This is a genomic window from Streptomyces sp. PA03-3a (genome assembly GCF_033792735.1).
GTDB lineage: Bacteria > Actinomycetota > Actinomycetes > Streptomycetales > Streptomycetaceae > Actinacidiphila.
In genome coordinates this window covers 1-649 of the sequence record NZ_JARAVM010000099.1, presented here as the reverse complement: position 1 = coordinate 649, position 649 = coordinate 1, and the positions used below count along the sequence as shown (strand labels likewise).

1 rRNA gene is annotated in these 649 nt (G+C 58.7%); it reads left to right on the top strand.

Features of this window, described 5'->3' with window-relative positions:
* Window positions 1–19: 19 nt before the first annotated feature.
* Window positions 20–649: ribosomal RNA gene (locus PV342_RS40935) — 23S ribosomal RNA — on the top strand; the annotation flags it as partial.

Here is a 649-nt window from a genome sequence, read left to right as displayed (position 1 = left end):
AGTGGACGCGAGCATCTGTGGCCAAGTTTTTAAGGGCGCACGGTGGATGCCTTGGCACCAGGAACCGATGAAGGACGTGGGAGGCCACGATAGGCCCCGGGGAGCTGTCAACCGAGCTTTGATCCGGGGGTGTCCGAATGGGGAAACCCGGCAGTCGTCATGGGCTGTCACCCGCTGCTGAACACATAGGCAGTGTGGAGGGAACGCGGGGAAGTGAAACATCTCAGTACCCGCAGGAAGAGAAAACAACCGTGATTCCGGGAGTAGTGGCGAGCGAAACCGGATGAGGCCAAACCGTATGCGTGTGATACCCGGCAGGGGTTGCGCATGTGGGGTTGTGGGATCGTACTTCAGTCGTCTGCCGGCGGCTGGGCGAGTCAGAAACCGTTGATGTAGGCGAAGGACATGCGAAAGGTCCGGCGTAGAGGGTAAGACCCCCGTAGCTGAAACATTAGCGGCTTGCTTGTACGACACCCAAGTAGCACGGGGCCCGAGAAATCCCGTGTGAATCTGGCGGGACCACCCGCTAAGCCTAAATATTCCCTGGTGACCGATAGCGGATAGTACCGTGAGGGAATGGTGAAAAGTACCGCGGGAGCGGAGTGAAATAGTACCTGAAACCGTGTGCCTACAAGCCGTGGGAGCGTCG